Genomic DNA, 18,662 nt, shown 5'->3' with positions numbered 1-18,662 from the left:
ATGGCAAAGAATGTGCTGATTACTGGTGCGGGCCGACGCTTTGGCTATGAGCTAGCCAACCACCTCATTGACGAGGGCTATCAAGTGTTCGCCCATTACAACAGCTCTAAAAACGGAGTTGAGGCGCTCGAACAGCGCGGTGCGATTCCTTTACAAGCCGATTTTAACGAGCCTAGCGCGGTACAGTCATTGATTGAGCAGATTAAAAAAAAGACCGATACGCTCGATATGTTAGTCAACAATGCATCGTGCTTTTTTGATAACGAGACTGTTGATAGCGGCACCGACGCATTAGCGGCCGTTTATAATGTTCACGCGGTAGCTCCTTACTTACTCATTACTGGACTTAAGTCGTTATTAGAGCAAAGTGATAACCCATTGGTGGTGAATATTACTGATATCTACACTGACAGCCCTTCACCGAGCTATATTGCTTACTGCGGCGCAAAAGCTGCGCTAGCGAATATGACGCAGGGTTTTGCTAAAACTTTAGCGCCCAAAATTCGGGTCAATGCCATCCAACCGGGTCCGATTCTCTTCTTACCAGACCACGATGACACGCATCGTCAGAAAGTTATGTCCGAAACACCACTGAATGTTGAAGGTGGTCTGCAGCCGATGATAGAGACAGTGAAGTTTTTACGCGACAATCCTTTCCTTACGGGTGAATCAATTAAGGTTGATGGCGGGCGAGCCCTCAATATTTAGCCTGCTCACCTCCAAAAAAAAAGCCGCCCGCATAGAATATGCGGGCGGCTTTATTATCGCTATCAAGTGCTTATTTCTTTTCGAGCATCTGACGCAGTACGTAATGCAAGATACCGCCGTTTTTGTAGTACTTCATTTCATTTGAAGTATCAATCCGGCATTTGGCTTGGAATTCCACTTCCTTGCCATCTTTACCTTTCGCAACGACATCGAGCATCTGCCCAGGTTTAAGATCTTTACTTAAACCTTTGATTGAGATGGTTTCATCGCCTGTCAAGCCATGCGCTTCAACGCCTTGACCGTCTTCAAACTGCAACGGTAAGACACCCATACCAATCAGGTTAGAGCGGTGGATTCGCTCATAGCTTTCGGCAATCACGGCTTTAACACCCAATAACCGCGTACCTTTCGCAGCCCAATCTCGGCTTGAGCCAGTACCGTACTCTTTACCGGCGAGCACAACTAACGGCGTATCGTTCTCGATGTATTTCATTGCTGCATCGTAAATCGACATTTCTTCGCCAGTCGGAATGTACTTGGTGAAACCACCTTCAACGCCATCAAGCATTTGGTTTTTAATGCGAATGTTACCAAAGGTACCGCGCATCATGACCTCGTGATTACCGCGACGAGAGCCATACGAGTTAAAGTCTTTCACTTCTACACCATTCTCTTGCAGGTAACGACCTGCTGGCGAGTCCGGTTTAATCGAACCGGCTGGTGAAATATGGTCAGTCGTGATGGAGTCAGCAAACACTGCAAGTACATTGGCATCTTCGATGTCGCTTGGATCAGCCAACGGCTCATTAATGTCGTCAAAGAAGGGTGGATTCTTCACATAGGTTGAATCATCCTGCCAATCATAGGTTTTACCTTCCGCGACTTTAATAGAACGCCACTCTTCATCGCCTTTAAAGACTTCGCCATATTCCTTACGGAACATTTCGTTATCAACCGTCTTAACGGCTTCGGCAATTTCAGAACTGCTTGGCCAGATGTCTTTTAACATCACATCGTTACCGTCTTTATCTTTACCGAGCGGATCTTTGCTCAGATCGGTACGCGTTGTACCTGATAACGCATAAGCCACAACCAACGGTGGCGAAGCCAACCAGTTTGCTTTCACATCCGGGTGAACACGACCTTCAAAGTTACGGTTACCCGATAGCACTGAGGACACCGTCAAATCGCCCTCGTTGATCGCATCACTGATCTCGTCATCTAACGGACCTGAGTTACCGATACATGTAGTACAGCCGTAGCCAACTAGATGAAAACCAAGTTCTTCAAGGTATGGTGTTAAACCGGCTTTCGCCAAGTAGTCAGTTACCACTTTAGAGCCTGGCGCAAATGAAGACTTAACCCAAGGCTGGCGAATAAGACCTTTCTCAACCGCTTTCTTAGCGAGCAAACCTGCCGCCATCAACACACTGGGGTTTGATGTATTGGTACAGGACGTAATTGCAGCTATCACAACATCGCCGTGAGAAAGCTCAAAGTCTTGGCCTTTAACCGGAACCGACTTATCTTTTTCGTTGGCTTTGCCGTTAGTCTCTAAGATGAGATCAAAATTGCTACCCAGTTGCTCCATGTTCACACGGTCTTGTGGACGCTTAGGTCCCGCAAGCGATGCGCGCACTTCACTCAGATCTAACTCAAGCGTATCAGTAAACTCTGGCTCGTTGTCATTGCTACGCCACAAGCCTTGCTCTTTACAGTAGGACTCAACCAGCGCCAGCGTCTCTTCATCACGTCCTGACAAACGCATGTAGTTGATAGTTTCTTCATCCACTGGGAAAAAGCCACAGGTCGCACCGTATTCTGGCGACATGTTTGAAATGGTTGCACGGTCCGCCAGTGGCAAGTTATCCAAACCTGGACCATAAAATTCAACGAATTTACCCACTACGCCTTTCTCGCGTAGCATTTGCGTTACCGTCAACACTAAGTCAGTTGCCGTCACGCCCTCGTTCAGCTTGCCTGTCATACGGAAACCGACGACTTCTGGAATCAACATTGACACCGGTTGTCCGAGCATAGCGGCTTCGGCTTCGATACCGCCAACACCCCAGCCTAATACGCCAAGCGCGTTAATCATGGTGGTGTGAGAATCCGTACCCACTAACGTATCTGGGTACGCAACGGTTTTCCCATTTTCTTCTTTGGTCCAAACACTCTTACCAAGATACTCAAGGTTGACTTGGTGACAAATGCCGGTGCCCGGCGGTACAACGCGGAAGTTTTCAAACGCTTTCTGACCCCAACGTAGGAACTCATAGCGCTCTTTATTACGCTCCATCTCGATGCGTACGTTTTCTTTGAACGCCTCGGGAGACGCATATTTGTCAACCATCACTGAGTGGTCGATAACTAAGTCGACAGGCGAGAGCGGATTGATTTGCTCTGGGTTCTGCCCTGCGTTGCTGACCGCATCACGCATCGCTGCCAAATCAACAATGCCTGGCACGCCTGTAAAATCCTGCATCAGGACACGTGCTGGACGATATTGGATTTCGCGATCAATTTTGCGCTCTTTCAACCAGTCCGCCATTGCAGAAAGGTCTTCACGAGTGACGGTTTCCCCATCTTCGTTACGAAGTAGATTTTCTAACAGTACTTTCATCGAAGCGGGCAATTTATCGATATTGCCGAGCTCCTTGGCTGCTTTCGGTAAACTGTAATACTCGTACGAGTTACCATTAACATCCAATGTACTTAACGTATTCAGACTGTCTTTGCCTGACATAGTACTCTCCCGTTCGCTCTTGCGTTAGTTAAGCTGATAGGTTTTTATTAATATAGTCAATGAGGCTAGGTTCAACCAAGCCTTTTAATTTATGCAAACATATTGCGCTGTAAAGGGCTACCAACAAGCGCTCAAATTTCACTCATAACCATCTATTTTTACGAATAATTGTGTCTATATAAGTAGTGATTAAAGACTAAATCAGATCATTTCGTTAAACTAACTGCATTGATATTAATCATAAACAAAGGAAATAGGCAATGAGCCAAGTATTGGATAACCTCCTTGATTTACTTCGCTTGGAAACAATTGAACAAGGTTTATACCGTGGAAACAGTCAAGACTTGGGTTTTGGCGCGGTATTTGGTGGTCAAGTGATCGGTCAAGCCTTATCAGCAGCCAAAGAAACTTTACCTCCTGAACGTCTTTGTCATTCTTTTCATAGCTACTTCTTACGCCCGGGCGATGCAAAGAAACCTATCGTTTATGATGTCGAGGTTATCCGAGACGGTAATAGTGTCTCGACTCGTCGAGTTAAGGCGATTCAGCACGGCAAAGCTATTTTCTACATGACAGCATCGTTCCAGCAACACGAAGAGGGCTTTGAGCATCAAGACGCGATGCCGGATGTACCCGGTCCTGAAGGGTTAGTCTCGGACATTGATATTTATCGTGAACACGAAGAACTCATCCCTGCACCGCTGCGTAACAAATTCATTAGCGAAAAGCCCATCGAAATGCGCTTTGTTACCTCATACAACCCATTTAAACCCGAAAAAGACGAGCCGAAACGTTACGTTTGGCTACGTGCTAATGGCGCCATGCCTGATGACCCACGTGTGCACAAATATTTACTTGCTTACGCTTCGGACTTTAACTTTTTGCCTACCGCATTACAGCCACACGGTAAGAGTTTCGCACAGCCGAAGATGCAGGTCGCGACCATCGATCATGCGATGTGGTTTCATCGTGATTTTCGCATGGATGATTGGCTACTGTATGCGATTGACAGTCCTTCCGCGAGTGGTGCTCGCGGCTTAGTTCGCGGTCAACTATTTAACCGTGAAGGCACCTTAGTTGCATCGACAATACAAGAAGGCATGATCCGCGACCGAAGCTAACCACGCTAACCTTTAGACACAAAAAAGCCGGCTTAACAGCCGGCTTTTTGATTCGTATCAATCACATGCTAACTTAGTCCAATAAAGAAGCCAGCAATGGCTGCACTCATCATATTAGCGAGCGTTGCCGCTAATAAAGCGCGCATACCTAATCGTGCAATATCGTGACGCCGACTCGGTGCCATACCACCGAGACCACCGAGCAAAATAGCAATCGATGAGAAGTTTGCAAAACCGCACAGAACAAAGGTAATGATAACTTGCGAGTGCTCACTTAACTGATCTTTGTAATTGACGAAATCAAGGTAAGCAACAAATTCATTGATCACCAGTTTTTGTCCGATAAAACTACCGGCCAACTGTGCTTCATCCCAGCTCACACCCAAAACATAGGCGACTGGCTGGAATACATAACCAAATATCTCTTGTAAAGTCAGCTCGGGATAACCAAACCAACCGCCGACCCAGCCAAAGATGCCGTTTACCAGTGCAATTAATGCCACAAACGCCAGCAACATAGCACCCACATTCATCGCCAACTGTAGACCGCTTGAAGCCCCTGTTGCCGCAGCATCAATCACGTTAGCCGACTGATCGTCAACTTCGACTTCGGTCAGGTCATTGCGTGGCTTTTCCGTCTCCGGAATCATCATCTTGGCCATCAAAAAACCTGCGGGAGCGGCCATAAAGCTCGCAGCAATCAAATACTTCAGCTCTACGCCCACACCGGCATAACCCGCTAATACGGAACCCGACACTGAGGACATCCCGCCGACCATTACCGCGAATAATTCTGAACGCGTCATCGTGCCGATAAATGGCCGCACCATCATCGGCGCTTCAGTCTGGCCAACAAAAATATTTGCCGCAGCAGACATGGATTCAGGGCGACTAGTTCTTAACATTCGCTGTAAACCTCCCCCGAGAATTTTTATAATCCACTTCATAATACCTAGGTAATACAGCACAGAGATAAGTGAAGAGAAGAAAACGATGACGCTCAGAACCTGTATTGCAAATACAAACCCAAAGTCTTCACTGGCAAGCGAGCCAAAGAGGAAATTAATACCTGCGCTCGTGTAGCCGATGACTGTCGAAACGCCTTGGGCAAAGCCAAATAACATTTCTCGTCCGACTGGTACATACAGTACAAAACAAGCAAGTAAAAGTTGAATCGAAAAAGCGCCAATAACCGTGCGCCAGCGAATGGCTCTGCGATTAGTAGACAATAAGAAAGCAACGAAAAAGATAACGGCAATGCCAAGTAAACTATTCATAAAGGACCGTAGGTTATTCAGCCAGCAGCTGGCGTATTTTTGTTTTTATTATATCAATCGCAATTTCATTTCGCCCGCCTCGGGTTACTACGAGATCAGCATACTGCTTGGAAGGAAATATATGGTCGAAGAAAGCTGGACGAACATATTTTTCATACTGCTCTGTGACCGATTGCAAATTACGACCACGCTCTTCGATATCGCGCTTAATACGCCGTAGCAAACAAATATCAAGCGGTGTGTCCATGAATACCGAGATATCGAACTCTTCTCGTAAAGAAGGATCAGTTAGCAGTAAAATACCCTCAACCATAATGACTTTCGCGGGGGCTACAGGAATACTCTCAGGCAGTCGCGTGTGAGTTGTATGACTATATTGTGGCATTTCAACGGCGATACCATCACGCAGATCGCGAATATGCTGCTTAAGTAAGTCATGTTCAAATGCAGACGGCTGATCATAGTTCGTCAACACGCGCTGCTCCATCGTCATGTGGCTTTGGTCTCTGTAATAGGCATCCTCGGCTAAAATCGCAATGCCGTCACTACCTAACTCTGCAACCAGTTCCTGATAAACTGTCGATGCAAAAAGACTCTTACCCGAGGCCGATGCCCCCGCAATAGCAATAACTGTCGTTTTACTCACAACCCTGTCATTTCCTTGTAACCTCTTTGACCGCGCGCAATTATCCTTGATTCCACCGCTAATTAAAACCCTTGCATGAAAATCGATTCTGTCTAATTTAGTTACAATTTTTAAACATCGAAGACTACATACTTTCTCTGACCCTGTTTAATATAGCATCGTTAATTACAACAATTAGGATTACACAACATGAAAATGGTAAAAACACTCACGGCGGTAGCTGTTGCATCCGTCCTGCTCGGCGGCTGCCAAGCCACCTCTGCGGAACGTGAGAACACGCAAACCGTTGCTGTACAGCAAAAAAACCTACCTCAAGTTGATATTAATTACGAGACTTTTACCCTTGATAATGGTTTGACCGTTGTTGTGCACGAAGATCGCAAAGCACCGATCGTAGCCGTCAACGTGTGGTACTCGGTCGGCTCTAAAGATGAAAAAGAAGGCAAGACGGGCTTTGCCCACTTGTTTGAACACCTCATGTTTAACGGTTCTGAAAACTACGATGACGAGTATTTCGGTCCGTTTGAACGTGCCGGTGCGACAGAAATGAACGGTACAACTAACAACGATCGTACCAATTACTTCGAAAATGTACCGACACCCGCCCTGGATATGGCGTTGTGGATGGAGTCCGATCGTATGGGCCACCTACTCGGCGCGATTACTCAAGACAAGCTCGATGAGCAGCGCGGCGTCGTTCAAAACGAAAAGCGCCAAGGTGAAGCACAACCTTATGGTCGAGTTTGGGGCTACTTAGCTGAACAAACCTTTCCTGAAGGCCATCCATATTCATGGTCGGTTATTGGCTCAATGGAAGATCTTAATGCGGCAAGTTTAGATGACGTTCATCAGTGGTTTAAAGATTACTACGGCGCAGCCAATGCGGTTGTAGTATTAGCGGGTGATATTGATGTCGAAACCGCTAAAGCAAAAATGCAAAAATACTTTGGTGACATTGCACCGGGTAAAGCGATTAAGAAGACGGAGCAATGGATAGCTAAACGTGATGAAAGCAAACGCGCTGTGATGGAGGATAACGTCCCGTCATCACGTATTTACAAGGTGTGGAACACCCCACCGATGGGAACAGAAGACTCTGAATACCTATCCTTACTTTCAGATATCCTTGCCGGCGGTAAAAACTCACGTTTGTATCAACGCCTCGTTTATGATGAGCAGATCGCGACCAGTGTATCTAGCTTCCAATATGCGCGTGACGTTGCAGGCCAATTTATGGTGATTGCAGACGCCAAGCAAGGTGTTGAGCTTGAACGCATCGAAAGCATCATTAACGAAGAGTTGAACAAGCTACTCGCCGATGGACCGACTCAAGAAGAACTTAATCGTACACGTTTTTCAACCATGGCATCTTTCGTTCGCCAAGCTGAGAAAGTGGGTGGTTTCGGTGGTAAATCCGACATTCTTGCGTCAGGCGCAGTCTATCATGGCGATCCAGGTTTTTACGCCCAAGAAATGGACTGGGTCGAGAGCGCCTCAACGGCGGATCTTCAAACTACGGCAAATGAGTGGTTAAGCCGCGGTGACTTTACCCTATTTGTGGAGCCACAACCTGACTATACTGCTGGCGAGAGCATGAGTGATCGCAGTCAGTTACCGGATGTAGGTGACCTACCGCAGCTTGAACTGCCTGAGCTTCAACAGTTCACATTATCGAATGGGCTTGAAGTCTACTTAGCTGAGCGCCACGACACACCAACCGTTGAGCTCTCTTTGAGCTTTGATGCAGGTTATGCCGCTGATGCAGGTAAAAAGTCGGGTACCGCTAGTTTTGCGATGGATATGCTTAACGAAGGTACTGAAAACTACTCGTCAATGGAGCTCGCAGCTCGTTTAGAGAGCTTAGGTAGTCAGTTGTCGACTCGAGCCGGCTTGGACACTTCGACCATCTCGTTAGATACATTGACCGTTAATTTAGGCGAGAGTCTTAACTTAATGGATGAGGTGTTACAACGTCCGACCTTTGCTGAGGATGAGATCGAGCGTAAACGCGCAAACTGGATCGAAAACATTCGCAAGGAACAGGCGCGTCCACAATCGCAAGCGCTACGCGTTTTGCCAGGCTTAATGTTCGACGAAGACCATGCATATAGTCAGCCGCTAACGGGCTCAGGCACGATTGACTCAATTAAAGCGTTAACGCGCGAAGATTTAGTGTCATACGTAAATACCTGGTTACGTCCAGATAATGCAAAATTGGTCATCGTCGGTGATACCACCGAGGCTGAAATCAAGCCCATGCTTGAAAAGGCATTCAGCGAGTGGCAAGCACCGACAACCGCAGTACCGACTAAGCAACTTGATACGCCAGCGCCTCGCTCAGAATCGCGTGTATTCTTGATTGATCAGCCAGGTACACCACAGTCGTTGATTATTGCAGGTCAGTTAGCGCCTTCTGGCACAACTGCGAAAGCTGATTTAATTGATGTGACCAATACCATTTTAGGCGGTTCATTCACTAGCCGTCTTAATATGAACCTGCGTGAAGACAAAGGTTGGTCTTATGGTGCTCGTTCAATCTGGTTAGACTCTGAGGGCCCTGGTTTGTTAATCGCATTAGCACCTGTGCAAATCGATAAAACAATCGAATCGATTGAAGAGATCCTCAAAGAATACAATCAGTACGAAGGTGATAAACCAGCCACTGAAGATGAGCTCAAGAAAGTGATCGCTAATAAAACAGCTAAGCTCCCTGGCGCCTATGAAACAAAAAGTGCGTTAATGAGTGCGCTCACCGAAACCTTGAACAAAGGTAAGACGATTGAGTACTTAGAAGCTTATCCGAGCCGAGTTTCGGCCATCACGCTTGACCAAGTTCAGAGCGAAGCGAAGGATTTACTGCGCCCTGACGCATTAACATGGGTTATCGTAGGCGATCTCGACGTTATCGAAGATAAGGTTCGTGAAATGAACCTAGGCGAAGTCACCATTTTGAAAGAAACAAAATAACGACGGCGTTAACATTAAAAAGGGCTGCAAATGCAGCCCTTTTTTATATCCGTACTAAATAATATGATTCCCTAGCACCAGAATCTGACAAACAATAACCCCTACCGTGAGCATTAAACGCATAGGGTAATAGCGCGATTGACTGGTCATGGTTGTTCCACGCGCAAGTTTACGCTCAAAAAATAGTACTAAAGCAAAGCCGACGATTTGCAGTAGCAGCGACCAAAATATTGTGTTGAGTAATAAGGTTAGCCAAGCGAGTAATGCAAACACGTTGCTTGTAATAATTAAACCTTGGGTCGACTCAGTGTCCGCTCGGTGAAGCGCCCGCCCCCATAATATACCCGCTAAAAAACTCAATATAACCGCCCCATAAGAAACCAGTGCAGGTAAAGGGTTTCCAATTAACGGCAATTCTATTGCCATTAAACTTGATAGTGATAACCCAAGAAACGGAAGCAAACCGCCAAAGCCAAGTAAATAGATCCATTTTGTTTTTACTGATGTCATGGTCACGTCCAATTTATTGTTTTTTTCGTATATCCAAAGTACGTCATATCATATGTAAAGTTCAATTCATGGAAGCAAAACATCAAACAGGATTAATCTGGTTTAACCTCGATCTGCGACTCATTGATAACTTAACGCTGATTCGTGCCGCAAAACAGTGCCAACAATTGGTATGTTGTTTCGTAATTGATGAGAGCTGGTTTAAAGGAAACCGATATGGCCTCAACGGCATCAGCCAGCCGCGTTGGCGTTACTTGCAGCAGGCTATCGCTGACTTATCGGCCTCACTACAACAGTATGGTCAACAACTAATTATTCGTAAGGGCCAGCCGACAACCGAAATATCGACACTGATCAGCACACTAGCAATAGACGCGGTTTACTGCAGTGATGATGCAGGCGTGTACGAACGACGTCGTTGGGATACGCTCGTCCGACGCTTCCCATATATTAGCTTCGAGCGCGTGAGCAACCACACACTTTTAAGCGAGGAAGCGTTGCCGTTTTCATTACAAAACTTACCGAATACGTACTCTCAGTTTCGCAAGTGCTTTGAGCCGCTCGCCGAAACATTTCCCGCGGGACGTGCCCTAAACCAATTAACGGCACTGCCGCCGATGCCTCAGCGCACCGTTCCATCGGACAGCGTTCCTTTTGTTGAGCCAAGTGGATACTTGAATGGCGGAGAGCTGGCCGCACACCAACATTTAACCGATTATTTCGACTCGAATGCACCTAGCAGCTATAAAGAGACGCGCAATGCGCTTGATAAATTTGCTGACTCAACCAAACTCTCTGCTGCACTCGCTCTAGGTAACTTGTCACCACGCCAAGTCATTGATGCATTGCGAAAGTATGAACAAGCGCAAGGGGCCAATGAATCGACGTATTGGATTGCCTTCGAGCTAATGTGGCGCGAGTATTTTCACTGGTACTTAAGAAGCTATCAAGAAAAAGTGTTTAAATTCAGTGGTATCCAAGACAAAAAACCTGCGACAAGCTTTTATCCTCAGCGTTTTGCGGCTTGGTGTAAGGGTCAGACCCCCTATCCTATCGTAAATGCCTGCATGCACCAGCTTAACCAAACAGGTTACATGTCGAACCGAGGACGCCAGTTGGTCGCAAGCTGTCTTATTCATGAGCTACAACTAGATTGGCGTTACGGCGCGGCTTATTTTGAACAACAGCTAATCGATTACGATGTGGCTTCAAACTGGGGCAACTGGCAATACCTAGCGGGCGTAGGTGCTGATCCTCGAGGTTCAAGGCGCTTTAACCTCGATAAGCAAACGCAAACCTACGATCCAAACGGTGAGTTTATTAAGCGCTGGCATGGCGAACAAGCTGTCTCACAAATCGACTTTACCGATGCGGCGGACTGGCCTTTAAGCTGATGGCAATAAACGTTGTTTGGTTTAAAAGGGACCTCAGGCTAAGCGATCATGAACCGCTCAAAGCGGCTATTTCAACCGGGCGCCCCACACTACTCTGGTTTAATTTTGAACCTTGGTTGGTGAATGATCCGCACTACGATGAGCGCCATTGGCGCTTTATCGTCGAATCAATTCGTGACATTAATCGCAAGCTAAAAGCATACAATACTCAAATTTACGTCACCTATGGCGATACGGTTGAACAACTTCAGATTTGGCATCAACAGTTTTATATCGAAAGCCTTTATAGTCATCAGGAAGTTGGTCTACTGAATACATTCGACCGCGACAAACAGGTCGCCAGCTGGTGTCGCCAGCACCACGTAAATTGGTACGAATCCCCTACTGGGGCTGTGCAGCGAGGTCTTAATAACCGCCAACAATGGCAAAAACATTGGTATGAGACCATGAAAGCGCCACTGGCAACACCTGACCTTGCGCGCATTCAGCCAGTTAAAGCAGTGAGTGTTGACTATCGCACACTACCTAAAACATGGTTTGAGCGAAACTCGTCATTTCAATATGGTGGTCCTACAGCCGCGGTCGCTACTTTAACGAGCTTTCTTGAGCAACGTGGACACGCATATCATTACAGTATTTCACAACCTCTGCGAGCACAGCACCACTGTAGCCGTTTATCACCCTATTTAGCATGGGGTAATCTCAGCTTACGCGAATGTTATCAAGCGACTGTCGATAAGCGCCGTGAAACAGGGTGGCAACGGCCACTCAATGCGTTTCTATCGCGGCTACACTGGCACTGTCATTTCATTCAAAAATTCGAATCCGAGACGGCGATGCAACATGCAGCGCTTAACCGTGCTTACGAAAACTATCCTTACCGCTCGGATACCCAAGTCGAGCAGCACCTTCAGGCTTGGCAACAAGGAAAAACAGGTTACCCCATGGTCGATGCTGCAATGCGTTGCCTGATGAAAACCGGCTATATTAATTTTCGCATGCGCGCACTGTTAGTCAGTTTTTTATGCCATTACCTTCATATCCATTGGCAACATGCAACCACTTACCTCGCCACGCTGTTTCTGGATTTCGAGCCTGGTATACATTATCCACAAATTCAGATGCAAGCGGGTGTTATTGGTACCAACACCATACGAATGTACAATCCCGAAAAGCAAGCAATAGAGAAAGACCCCACAGGTGAATACATTGACCAATGGGTGCCGGAGCTCGCAGATCTTCCACTTCAGCTCAAACATGCGCCGTATCGTATGACGCCGATGGAAGCACAAATGTATGGGTTTAAATTAGGTGACGACTATCCACAACCCATAATCCATGTAGATGACTATCGTCCGGTTGCTCGCGATACATTACATCGCATCAAAAAAAGTATGGCGGGAAGAAAAGAAGCACAGCGCATCTTAAAACGACACGTCGTATCGCGTTAATTTAACTTAATGATGTCTGGCGACGGTCGGCCAATATAGTAGCCTTGTAAAAACTCGATTTGTTGTTCAGTCAAGTAGCCATTGACCTGCTCAGTTTCAACAAATTCAGCGACCATCGGTATTTTCAGCTCACGACATATGCTAATCATGCCATTTAATATACTCGCGCTACTCGCATCCTCGAGAATATTCTTAATGATACTGCCATCGATCTTCAGGTAATCGGGCCTTAGTTGAATTAAGCGCGAAAAATTTGAGTAACCAACACCGAAGTCGTCAATCGCGATCTCTGCGCCTAGAGATCGCACTCGGCGAGTAAACTCATCAACCATGGAGAAATCCTCAGTTGACTCGGTTTCAGTGATTTCAAAAATTAACTTAGACTGCGGGTAAGCTTCGAGTTGGTCCGTAATAAAAGCAACTGTTTCGGCGTTCAAGATGTCCTCAATGGATACATTGACCGATATTTGGACATTATGTTGTGCCGAATGAACAACCGCTTGCTCAACCACTCGACGAGTAATTTCGGGGTAATAGCGCGTCGTTTTGGCTTTGTCGAGAAAAAATCCAGGTGGTATGTCTTGTTCACCATCGCGCATACGGACTAAAGCTTCATAATAATCTGGGCGTTGCCCATTGCTGCTTCGAATCGGTTGGTAATAGTTGATAAAGCGATTATTTTTTATCGCTGACTGTATTTTTGGTAACCAGTTAATTGAATTTTTAGCAGAGAATTCACGCTCATTAACGACATGTATACGCTGTCCAGAGAATACTGTTTTCGCCCTTGCTAACGCACTTTCCGCTAATTGTAATAACTTAGTTTTGCCAACGCCCATGCCGATAGCGATATCGAGCGCTACATTGGCTCCGTTAACTTCAATTTGTCGGTCAATGATGTGGGCATAAAACCGTTGCAACTGCTGTTCAAACAACGCAGGCACCATTCTAAACGATGGTAGTAAGGCAAACTTGTCACCATACAGCCGGTATATATTAATATGACGCGGATAGAAAAAAGACTTACAACTCTCACTGAAGTTAAATAGCAGGCGGTCGCCAAACTCCAAGCCATAAAAATCTGCGTAACTGCGAAACTTCCTAATATCGATGATCGCGACGGTTTGCGTATTAACTCGTTTGATGTCAGCAATAAGGTCAACGCGGGTGGGTAATCCCGTGGTGTGATCGAATCGCGTTTCATTCAATAGCTCATCCAAGAACACTTCGCGGGAAATATCCTGCAGCATAAGTACTTGCTCTTGCAGGTTTTGGCTATCGTCGAACAAGGGCACAAAGATCGCCTTGAACCAATCAGCGCGCCGATTCCCTAAATTGAGTTTTACGGTACCCTGCCAATGGCTTTGTTGAGTGACACTGTAATCAAACTGATCTAACAATTGACCACGGACATCGGCATGCAACAACTTACTGAGCGGCAGCCCGGGTGAGATAGCTTGCTGACTATCAAGCTGTTTGAGCGTTTCGCTAACCCAAACGATATGCCCGTTTGCGTCTACTCGAACACACAACGATGCACTCTCCATAGCAAGCATCAATTGTTCAAGTATCTTACAGTCTCTCACCTTGTTGTTTCTCCACACTACTTTTTATAGTTATTATTTAATGACCATAGCATTGTTAAGGCTAGCTGTTAATCTGCAAATGATCAGGGGTTATCACTGATCGTGGTTTGTTTAAGCAGCACTCGCTACAACTTGCCGCCGACCTTGTTTTTTCGCCATCAAAAGCGCCCTATCGGCTCTATCAATCGCCGACATTGCATGTTCATTTGGTTGACAATAAACCACGCCAAAACTGCACGAGACGCGATCATTGAGACCGTCGATTTGTAACTGACTAATCCCCAAGCAGAGGCGCTCTGCGACCGCCTGCGCTTCAGAAAACTCAGTCTCAGGCAGCATAATCATAAATTCGTCACCCCCGAAGCGCCCCATGATATCATTTTCTCGCAGTTGTTGATTAACGTAATTGGTGACACTAACCAAAACCCGATCACCCACGATATGACCATGCATATCATTAATTTGCTTGAAGTAATCGAAGTCGAAAATAATAAGGCAACACGGTGTCTTTGATTGGCTCGACTGCAACTTGTATTCGAGTCGCTGCACAAAGTGCCCCCTTGATGCCGCTTTGGTTAGCCCGTCACGGGCGACTCGAGCCGTCAGCTCGGCGTTGTGCGCCATCAACGTAGGTATGGTCATAGCAAACCAAACACAGGCTGCAGTTATCGTCATCGCAAATTGATAGACCAAGGCAAAATCAATGAGTTGTAACTGTGACACCAGTAGCGCCATAACACCACTAAACAACGCCAAGATAAATACACTTGTCAGCGGACTCGCGGTTGTCGCTATCCATAAAAAAGGCAGAATGATAAAAAACACGGTAAACGAAGCTTCAAACCGCTGTGTGTGATGCACTAAAAATAGTGACAAACACAGTAAAACAATCACTAAACTCAGCCGTGAAGCAAAGGCCCGCCATTTAACTGAACTCAAACTAAAACTAAGCTCGCCAAGGTATTCTTGAACGTGTGGATAGCGCCACGACACAATAGCAATGAAAACGGGGGCTAATACAATCACACCGGCCATATCGCCTATCCACCAAGGTAGCCAGGATAACCAACGTTGCGCGCCAGTCATCAAACCACCTTCCCAGATCGCCATTATCCCCAACAGTGAGGTAAACATGGTGCTTAAAGCTGCTACCAAAAGAAATGTCAATACGGTGCGCGCAAAGCCATTGACACCATTGCTCATGTGAACGCGTTTTACCGCATATGCGCCGAGTCCTAAAGGCACCGTATGAGCTAAGACAAACAACAGGCTGGTGGTCATCCAACTCGAGACAGATAACGGCTCATTATAAATTTCAGCAATCCACGCAGTGCTTACAAATCCCGCCACCGCAATCGGTACGATTGCTCGCCATCCCAATACAAGCATAGCAGCGAAAGAGAGTCCCGCAGGGGGAAACCAAATGCTTGCATGAGGTGCAAACTCAAGTACTACCGCGACTCGCCATAAAGCCAACCAAGCGACTATCAAGCCGAGATAACGCATTACTCTATGCATAGCTAACCATTGTTATTATTATCGTTAGACTTAGAGTAATTAATATTCATTCATTATCAAATATATTTAAAAAGAAAGTGTACAAATAAAGGCGGACTCATCTCGACTAAACTGCACGCGAATATCCAGCTGTTCAGCAATATTACCAACAATCGATAGACCCAGTCCCGTGCCGTCAATATCTAAATGACCACCGCGGTAAAAGCGTTCACTCACTCGGGCGATATCGAACTGTGTTTGCTCACTTACCTGGTTAGTAATAGCTAGCGCTTGCTTGCGCTGTTCGATAGTAATAACGCTACCTAACGCACCATATTTAATCGCATTATCGACTAAGTTTGATAGTAAAATGTGTAACAAATCCGGATCGCTATGCACTGTTGCGGTATCGTCTAACCGAAGCTCAAAAGTTTGCTCTTTTTGCTCGGCTTTTTCATACCACAACGCAACAACCTCGCGTACTTGGCGTGCAAGCTTTAATGGCACCGTTGAATTCATTTGTCGTTCGGTTCGAGATAGCAGTAATAAATTATCGATCAGTCGAATCAGCTGATTGACTGATGCCATCAACGGCTCTAGGGTTTGTTTCTGCACGTTAGACGACGAGTCAATTAAATTCTGAATCCGCAATTTAAGGTTAGCAACGGGCGTTCTTAATTCATGTGCAGCATCGGAGGAGAACCGCTTTTCACGAGCAAAAGACTGCTCTACACGTGATAAATAATGATTTAAAGACCGACTAATGACAGCCACTTCCTCAGTATCGTCAAAGCCACTTAGCTGCTCATAGTTATCACTCGGTTTTGAGCGTATCGTTTTTGCGAGTCGTTGAAAGCTAGCAAAGTTAAAGTTAACGCTCCACCACCCCAACCAAATAATCACCGGTAACATCAATAGAATAGGCACTAAAGTATCAATGGTTAGGTCACCGCGGAGCTCGGCACGAAAGTCATCTTCTTGCAGCACGAGCATTCGCAAGCCGCTCTTTAGATTGGTTGCTCCAAACACATACCAATACGAATCACCTTGCTGTAATTCCGAAATACCATCAGTGTATTGAATTTTCTGTGAATTAAGCCAATCACGACTCGCGTATATGACATCCCCGCTCACCGTCTCTAAGCGAATGGCGAGCTTTCTTTCGTAGTCCTGTAGCCATTCAGGAGTATGGTAAACCAGCACAGCATTCGATTCAGTCGCATCAAGTTGCTGACTAATATTACCTAGCTCAAATTGACTGATTAGCGCGTTCATGGTGTGCGCTTGCTGTATCAGCTCGGCATCAAATAACTCATCAACTTCGTGGCTGACCTCAAAATAAATCCATAACGCGGACACGCTGCTACCAAACAAATATACCACCGAGACCGTTAACAAAATTCGGCGGCGAATTGATTTTAGCTTGCTAAAAAATTGGGTTAATTTTTGCATCGTAATCGGTAACCAACACCCCTAATTGTCTCGATAAGCTCACGCTGCCCTAGCTTTTTGCGCAAATTATGCACGTGAACTTCAAGGGCATTACTTTCAACTACATGCGTATCTGAACTCAGTAGTGCTTCGATTTTATCTCGTGGATGAACCTTCATCGGCTGCATAACAAACAATTGCAGCAGTTCGTATTCTTTCCGAGATAATGTTATTTCATGACCATTAACAAAGGCTTCTCGACTCGATGTATCGATGGCAATAGGCCCGCACTCTATTGTTGCTGAGGCATAACCACTGCGTCGGCGCAATAACGCGCGTAAACGCGCCGCTAACTCATTGACATCGAACGGCTTTGTCATAAAATCGTCAGCACCCGCATCAAGCAAGTGGATGATATCACTGGTTTGGTCACGAGCGGTCAGCACCAAAATCGGAATATCAACGCCCTTTTTACGTATACTTTGCAGGACACGTTCGCCGTCAATATCGGGCAGGCCTAAATCCAAAATGGCAACATCATACTCCTGACGATTAAAGTTGGAAATTGCGGCAGCGCCGGTCCGCACCCAAGTTACCGTGAACTGCCGTTGAGATAATCCTATCTCAACGGCTTGTCCCAATGTTTGATTGTCTTCAACCAATAATAACTGCATGATTTATCCCTATCATTTGCTTAACTTTCTATTCGCCTTTTTAATCAGTGCTTGCACTTCATCCCTGCGCTTCGCATCTGCCAAAGGACGCTCAGGACGCGCCTCGGCTAGTAGTGCTTGTTTGGCAAAATCCAATGCCTGCTTATATTTGCCCTGTTCGTATAAGTAATCGGCGTAGAAGTAGTTACTATCAATCCCTTGGGGATTTATTTCCAGCGCTTTTTTAAGCAGTTTCTCCGCTTCGTCATCATCACCGAAGCCGAACGGCCAGCCTGGCACCTTGTAGTATAAGGTGCCTAAACTCGCGTAAGCAGAGCCAGACAGCGCGTTAGGATCAATGACAAGCGCCTTTTCCAAACTCGCCTTCGCCTCTTTAGCGAGGCCCAGAGCCCCAAGGCCACCGACAGCGCCCGCTTCGGTACTTTTGATAATACCGAGCCAAATATGCGCCTCTGCATTATTCGGTTCCGCATCAACCCAAGCTTGCGTCTCCTTAGCTAAAGATTCAAATGCTTGTTCTTGGGCATCATCAGTTAGCGTATAGTTAACCTCAGCCCAACGATGTTGAATATCTAACAGTTTGCTCTGTGCCGTGACCGTTTGACTGGTCAATAAGAGTGCACTAGTAATCGCTGCGTAAATTAATGATTTCAT

Annotated in this window: 14 protein-coding genes; 5 read left to right on the top strand and 9 right to left on the bottom strand. The window is 46.2% G+C overall.

Going from position 1 to position 18,662, the window contains the following annotated elements:
* A complete protein-coding gene (locus BFR57_RS02850; RefSeq protein ID WP_071462538.1) occupies window positions 1-708 on the top strand; it encodes an SDR family NAD(P)-dependent oxidoreductase in 708 nt (235 codons plus the stop codon).
* 70 nt (window positions 709-778) lie between these two features.
* Here BFR57_RS02850 and acnA read toward each other — a convergent pair whose 3' ends face one another.
* On the bottom strand, window positions 779-3,454 hold the full coding sequence (gene acnA / locus BFR57_RS02845) for an aconitate hydratase AcnA (protein WP_071462537.1): 2,676 nt from the start codon (window positions 3,452-3,454) through the stop codon (window positions 779-781).
* 260 nt (window positions 3,455-3,714) lie between these two features.
* On the opposite strand from acnA, the gene tesB reads away from it, so the two are divergent.
* Entirely contained in the window at window positions 3,715-4,575 is an 861-nt protein-coding gene (tesB, locus tag BFR57_RS02840; RefSeq protein ID WP_006955550.1) for an acyl-CoA thioesterase II, read from the top strand.
* A gap of 68 nt (window positions 4,576-4,643) precedes the next feature.
* On the opposite strand, the gene BFR57_RS02835 is transcribed toward tesB, so the two are convergent.
* Entirely contained in the window at window positions 4,644-5,852 is a 1,209-nt protein-coding gene (locus tag BFR57_RS02835; protein WP_071462536.1) for a NupC/NupG family nucleoside CNT transporter, read from the bottom strand.
* 13 nt (window positions 5,853-5,865) lie between these two features.
* Complete coding sequence (udk, locus tag BFR57_RS02830) at window positions 5,866-6,498, bottom strand: uridine kinase (RefSeq protein ID WP_071462535.1); 633 nt, start codon at window positions 6,496-6,498, stop codon at window positions 5,866-5,868.
* Between the two features lie 189 nt (window positions 6,499-6,687).
* Here udk and BFR57_RS02825 point away from each other — a divergent pair, with 189 nt between their 5' ends.
* Window positions 6,688-9,465 carry a pitrilysin family protein gene (locus BFR57_RS02825; RefSeq protein ID WP_071462534.1) on the top strand — a complete coding sequence of 926 codons (2,778 nt, stop codon included), beginning with the start codon at window positions 6,688-6,690 and terminating at the stop codon, window positions 9,463-9,465.
* Window positions 9,466-9,519: 54 nt separating this feature from the next.
* Here BFR57_RS02825 and BFR57_RS02820 read toward each other — a convergent pair whose 3' ends face one another.
* The gene (locus tag BFR57_RS02820) at window positions 9,520-9,975 is read right to left on the bottom strand and encodes a DUF3429 domain-containing protein (RefSeq protein WP_071462533.1); all 456 of its coding nucleotides are present in this window, start codon (window positions 9,973-9,975) and stop codon (window positions 9,520-9,522) included.
* A 68-nt stretch (window positions 9,976-10,043) separates the two neighbouring features.
* Between BFR57_RS02820 and BFR57_RS02815 the strand changes: the two genes are divergently transcribed.
* Together BFR57_RS02815 and BFR57_RS02810 are read left to right on the top strand one after the other, a co-directional pair.
* Window positions 10,044-11,369 (top strand): DASH family cryptochrome, encoded by a 1,326-nt coding sequence (locus BFR57_RS02815; protein WP_071462532.1) that lies wholly within the window; start codon window positions 10,044-10,046, stop codon window positions 11,367-11,369.
* On the top strand, window positions 11,369-12,820 hold the full coding sequence (locus BFR57_RS02810) for a cryptochrome/deoxyribodipyrimidine photo-lyase family protein (RefSeq protein ID WP_071462531.1): 1,452 nt from the start codon (window positions 11,369-11,371) through the stop codon (window positions 12,818-12,820). Before BFR57_RS02815 ends, BFR57_RS02810 begins: the two co-directional genes overlap by 1 nt.
* On the opposite strand, the gene BFR57_RS02805 is transcribed toward BFR57_RS02810, so the two are convergent.
* The 5 genes from BFR57_RS02805 to BFR57_RS02785 all read right to left on the bottom strand — a co-directional run bounded on the left by BFR57_RS02805 (window position 12,817) and on the right by BFR57_RS02785 (window position 18,662).
* Window positions 12,817-14,406, bottom strand: a complete 1,590-nt coding sequence (locus tag BFR57_RS02805) for an EAL domain-containing protein (RefSeq protein WP_071462530.1) — start codon at window positions 14,404-14,406, stop codon at window positions 12,817-12,819. The two genes, BFR57_RS02810 and BFR57_RS02805, sit on opposite strands and share 4 nt — an antisense overlap.
* A gap of 111 nt (window positions 14,407-14,517) precedes the next feature.
* Window positions 14,518-15,924 carry a diguanylate cyclase gene (locus BFR57_RS02800; RefSeq protein WP_083405005.1) on the bottom strand — a complete coding sequence of 469 codons (1,407 nt, stop codon included), beginning with the start codon at window positions 15,922-15,924 and terminating at the stop codon, window positions 14,518-14,520.
* A 66-nt stretch (window positions 15,925-15,990) separates the two neighbouring features.
* Window positions 15,991-17,355: an ATP-binding protein gene (locus BFR57_RS02795; RefSeq protein WP_083405004.1), complete on the bottom strand. Its 1,365-nt coding sequence runs from the start codon at window positions 17,353-17,355 to the stop codon at window positions 15,991-15,993.
* The gene (locus BFR57_RS02790; protein ID WP_071462528.1) at window positions 17,343-18,008 is read right to left on the bottom strand and encodes a response regulator transcription factor; all 666 of its coding nucleotides are present in this window, start codon (window positions 18,006-18,008) and stop codon (window positions 17,343-17,345) included. Before BFR57_RS02790 ends, BFR57_RS02795 begins: the two co-directional genes overlap by 13 nt.
* A gap of 12 nt (window positions 18,009-18,020) precedes the next feature.
* Entirely contained in the window at window positions 18,021-18,662 is a 642-nt protein-coding gene (locus BFR57_RS02785) for a tetratricopeptide repeat protein (protein ID WP_071462527.1), read from the bottom strand.

Origin of the sequence: Idiomarina sp. MD25a, from assembly GCF_001870515.1 — a bacterium.
Classification (GTDB): Bacteria; Pseudomonadota; Gammaproteobacteria; order Enterobacterales; family Alteromonadaceae; genus Idiomarina.
Note: the sequence above shows the minus strand (reverse complement) of the source record. Positions and strands in the feature narration are given on the sequence as shown.

Excerpts from the sequence above, each read along its gene's own strand:
- acnA (WP_071462537.1), bottom strand. The coding sequence starts at position 3,454 with ATGTCAGGCAAAGACAGTCTGAATACGTTAAGTACATTGGATGTTAAT.
- BFR57_RS02810 (WP_071462531.1), top strand. The coding sequence starts at position 11,369 with ATGGCAATAAACGTTGTTTGGTTTAAAAGGGACCTCAGGCTAAGCGAT.
- BFR57_RS02850 (WP_071462538.1), top strand. The coding sequence starts at position 1 with ATGGCAAAGAATGTGCTGATTACTGGTGCGGGCCGACGCTTTGGCTAT.
- BFR57_RS02835 (WP_071462536.1), bottom strand. The coding sequence starts at position 5,852 with ATGAATAGTTTACTTGGCATTGCCGTTATCTTTTTCGTTGCTTTCTTA.
- BFR57_RS02820 (WP_071462533.1), bottom strand. The coding sequence starts at position 9,975 with ATGACATCAGTAAAAACAAAATGGATCTATTTACTTGGCTTTGGCGGT.
- tesB (WP_006955550.1), top strand. The coding sequence starts at position 3,715 with ATGAGCCAAGTATTGGATAACCTCCTTGATTTACTTCGCTTGGAAACA.
- BFR57_RS02795 (WP_083405004.1), bottom strand. The coding sequence starts at position 17,355 with ATGCAAAAATTAACCCAATTTTTTAGCAAGCTAAAATCAATTCGCCGC.
- BFR57_RS02785 (WP_071462527.1), bottom strand. The coding sequence starts at position 18,662 with ATGAAATCATTAATTTACGCAGCGATTACTAGTGCACTCTTATTGACC.
- BFR57_RS02825 (WP_071462534.1), top strand. The coding sequence starts at position 6,688 with ATGAAAATGGTAAAAACACTCACGGCGGTAGCTGTTGCATCCGTCCTG.
- BFR57_RS02790 (WP_071462528.1), bottom strand. The coding sequence starts at position 18,008 with ATGCAGTTATTATTGGTTGAAGACAATCAAACATTGGGACAAGCCGTT.
- BFR57_RS02815 (WP_071462532.1), top strand. The coding sequence starts at position 10,044 with ATGGAAGCAAAACATCAAACAGGATTAATCTGGTTTAACCTCGATCTG.
- BFR57_RS02800 (WP_083405005.1), bottom strand. The coding sequence starts at position 15,924 with ATGCATAGAGTAATGCGTTATCTCGGCTTGATAGTCGCTTGGTTGGCT.